At 59.1% G+C, this 3,654-nt stretch carries 4 protein-coding genes; 2 read left to right on the top strand and 2 right to left on the bottom strand.

What is annotated here, in order from left to right; all coding sequences use genetic code 11:
* Positions 1-106: 106 nt before the first annotated feature.
* Complete coding sequence (locus NW856_RS09710; RefSeq protein WP_011432458.1) at positions 107-532, bottom strand: ExbD/TolR family protein; 426 nt, start codon at positions 530-532, stop codon at positions 107-109.
* Between the two features lie 3 nt (positions 533-535).
* Positions 536-1,228 (bottom strand): MotA/TolQ/ExbB proton channel family protein, encoded by a 693-nt coding sequence (locus tag NW856_RS09705; RefSeq protein WP_414400009.1) that lies wholly within the window; start codon positions 1,226-1,228, stop codon positions 536-538.
* Between the two features lie 223 nt (positions 1,229-1,451).
* Here NW856_RS09705 and NW856_RS09700 point away from each other — a divergent pair, with 223 nt between their 5' ends.
* Together NW856_RS09700 and NW856_RS09695 are read left to right on the top strand one after the other, a co-directional pair.
* Positions 1,452-3,305: a S8 family serine peptidase gene (locus NW856_RS09700; protein WP_414400004.1), complete on the top strand. Its 1,854-nt coding sequence runs from the start codon at positions 1,452-1,454 to the stop codon at positions 3,303-3,305.
* A complete protein-coding gene (locus NW856_RS09695) occupies positions 3,305-3,526 on the top strand; it encodes a hypothetical protein (RefSeq protein ID WP_041436283.1) in 222 nt (73 codons plus the stop codon). The genes NW856_RS09700 and NW856_RS09695 overlap by 1 nt, the downstream gene beginning before the upstream one ends.
* The last annotated feature ends 128 nt before the right edge of the window (positions 3,527-3,654 follow it).

The following is a 3,654-nucleotide window of genomic DNA, read 5'->3' as shown; positions in this document are numbered from 1 at the left end:
AAGGACTCCGTCCCGCTGGCGCGACCAGTAGCCTAGGCGTCTCACCCTAACCTGAAATGACTATAAATGACTATATTTGACAAAACTGGCCCAAATCCTAAGCTGGCTACCGATTACTGCTGGGGCGGCGGGCGGCAATTGCCAGGCTGACATTGGGCACCCGCTGCAGAGTATCCATCACCTCCACCACCTTGCCGTGGGAGAGGGCCAAATCAGCGTTGATCACCACCAAGCGCCGCCCTTCAGCCGGCTTCTCGGCCAGGATGCGTTCCACTGCTGGGATCAGAGCAGAGATATCGGCAATCTTCTCCTGATTGACAGCAATCTGTCCTTCCGCCGTCAGGCTCACCGTTACATCCGGCTGCAGACGAACTTCGGCTGTGGTCGCGTCCGGCAGGTTCACATCCAGAGCCTCGGAGCGGGTGAGCACCAAGCTGGCGATCACGAAAAACACCAGGATCGAGAAGATGACATCGATCAGGGGCACGATGTTGATCTCGCCAGCTCGGAAGTTCTCTTCGGGGATGCGCATAGGTTAGGAGGGCTCAAGCGAGGAGTAGGGGGGAAGGGTGGAGCTGCCACTGGGGCTAGATTGGGTGTAGGAATACTGGGAAAGCTGTTGGGCCTGCATCTCTTGCCGCTGCCGATGCAGCAGCTCCAGCATGCCGCCGTACTCTTGGATCTTAGAGAGTTGCCGCAGGTACAAAGAGCGGAAGACGTTGGAAATCAACAGGGTGGGAATAGCCACAATCAGTCCAAAGGCCGTCGAGTACAAGGCTTCGGCGATCCCCCGACCTACCCCCTGGGTATCGGTGCCGCCGATATCCCCCAGTTGGATGGAGCTGAGGATCTGGATGATGCCGGTAACGGTGCCCAGCAAGCCCAGGAAAGGGGCGACGGTAATCACGGTGTCGAAGACCGTGTTGAAGCGCTTTAGCAGGGGCACCTCTGCCGCCAAGGCGGTTTCCAGGGCCAACTTAAAATCTTCCGGGCTGGCCTCGTTCAGCTCCAGCCCGGCCAAAAAGATGCGGGCAATCGGCAAATCGGCATTTTGCTCCAGCAAATACTGGGCAGCGCGCGGGTTGCGCCGGTACTGACTCAGGGCCTGCTGCACCACCTCCTCCTGCCGATGGGTGACTTTCCACCAAAACAGCACCCGCTCAATGCAACAGGCCACCGAGAAGACCGAGAACGTCAACAGGGGGATGGAGTAGTACCAACCCTGGATCATGAGCTGCAAGACTCTATCCATCGATCCCGATTCCCCCCTTCTGGCGGCAGTTTACGCTCATCTTGTCATAGCACTTTCTCGGCAGGGCTGGGATCCCTTCTTGCGCGGCGAAGGTTGCACCTTTTGGCAATTTTGCCCCCATGCCGGCTCTCATCTCGTCAATTGTCAATCCAGAGGGCATACTGGTTGCAACATTTTTTGGATCCCGAGGGCGTGAATTATGAAATTCAGACGCTGGTTGGGTCTTTGCTGCGCCGGCTTGATGGCCTTGCTGTTGACGGCTTGCGGCAAGGGATCCGCCCCCTACGACAGCATCGTGGTCAATTTTGTAAACACGGCCACCCCCAGTCAGATTGCTGCTATCGCTAAAGAGTATCACTTGACGCTCCGCCCCAGCAGCGACAGCGCTTTTGCCCGCCAAGAAGCGATCTACCTGTTTGACGTGGATGCCAACCACCTGGGATCCACGCGGCGGCTGGTTAAGCGGCTCACCGACGAAGCCTTGATCGAGTATGCTCACCCCAACTATCAATTCCAGGCGGCTTTCGTGCCCAACGACCGCCTCTATCCCCAGCAATGGAACCTCAGGGCCATCCGCATGCCGGAAGCCTGGGACATCTCCCAAGGGGAAGGGGTGACGGTAGCCGTGGTGGACACGGGAGTAACACGAGTTCCCGACCTGGCCCAAACCCAATTTGTGAAGGGCTATGACTTTGTGGACGACGATGAGGAGCCGGAAGACCTCAACGGCCACGGCACCCATGTGGCGGGAACCATCGCCCAATCCACCAACAATGTCTTGGGTGTAGCCGGCATCGCCTTCAAGGCCAAGATCATGCCGGTGCGGGTGTTGGATGCCAACGGCTTTGGATCCCTGTCGGATGTGGTGGAAGGGATCCGCTATGCTGCCGACCACGGGGCTACGATCATCAACCTCAGCCTGGGTAGCCGCGCTTCTGCCCAACTGATGGAGGAGGCGGTGGCCTATGCCCACAGTAAGGGGGTGACGGTGATCGCAGCCGCTGGCAACGAAAACTCCAACCAGGTGAGCTACCCGGCCCGTTACCCGCATGTGATCGCTGTCTCGGCCACGGGGCCCAACGGGGAGAAAGCCCCCTACTCCAACTATGGGGTGGGGGTGGACATCTCTGCCCCCGGCGGAGCCAAAACGCCTGATCACCCCGAGTACGGCATTCTGCAGCAAACCATCAATCGTCGTAACCCCAACGAGCCGGTCTTTGCCTACTTCCAAGGCACCAGCATGGCCACTCCCCACGTAGCCGGTGTGGCAGCTCTGATCCAGGCTCAGGGCATCAAAGACCCGGACAAGGTGGAGGAAGTGCTGAAAATGTCGGCTACCCCAGTGCCCGGCGACAAACAGAACTTCTACGGGGCTGGTCGTTTGGATGCAGCCAAGGCGCTGGCCAGGGCCACAGGGCAACAGGAGGAAAACCCCTTGGTGCTCTGGTTGAAGGACTTCCTGCAGTACCTGAACAACAATGGCTACCTCAACCCACGCTTCTGGTTCGATGGTGGCCCGATTGCTCTGGTGCCGAAGCTACTGATGGTGGTGGGCGGCTACATTATCCTGGTGCTGATCCGCTGGTGGCTGGCTCCCAAGCGGCTGCTGCAGACGGTGCCTTTGCTGGCTGGGATCCTGTTGGGCAGTGCCGGTCTTTTCCCCTTGCAGGGGCTGGCGATTGTCGGTGGCCCCCGTTGGCCCTTCCAACTGGCGGGCAGCTCCCTGCCGGAGTTGGGCACCGCCTTTGCCCAGACCAATGCCTTGAACCCCCTATTTGCCAGCGTGTTGATCCCAGGCCTGTTGATGTTGCTGCTCCTGGGCCATCGGCGCTGGCGCTGGGCGGTGATTGGCTTGTGCATTGGCATGGCCTCGCATCTGCTCTTGTCCGGATCCCTGTTTTATGAGGGGGTGCTATGGCTTGGATCCTCTGCTTGGTTGGGTCGCTCCTTCTTGCTCTTCAATGGCTTGCTCTGCCTGGGCCTGGCCTACTTGGGAGCGCAAGCGGCTACGGAATCTCAATCCACGGCAACTGGGCTGGCGCTGAGGCAGTGATGCAAGAGTACAGCGGTACCATCCAGTTCCTGGATATCGAAGGGGGAGTGTGGGTGCTGACGCTGCCTTCCGGCGAGCACTATGCCCTTTTCCGTGCCCCCAAAGAGCTCTTGCAAGAGGGACTAGAGGTCACCATCCAGGGACAGATCAGAGAAGACATGGTGACGGTGGCTCAGGTAGGGCCGGTTTTGGAAGTCAGGAGCTTCCGGCGGCAGCCCTAGCTTGGCTTGCGGCTCCGGCCATACCAATCGGGGATCCCCAAGCGGGGATCCCTGCTTTTCTGGAGTGCTTTTATGTCATTTCGATTCAAACCAAGGCACTCACCCACACCTAAAACCACCTAAAACGC

The sequence above is a fragment of the Synechococcus sp. R3-13 genome (assembly GCF_047462195.1).
GTDB lineage: Bacteria > Cyanobacteriota > Cyanobacteriia > Thermostichales > Thermostichaceae > Thermostichus.
This window is presented reverse-complemented; position numbering and strand designations above follow the sequence as displayed.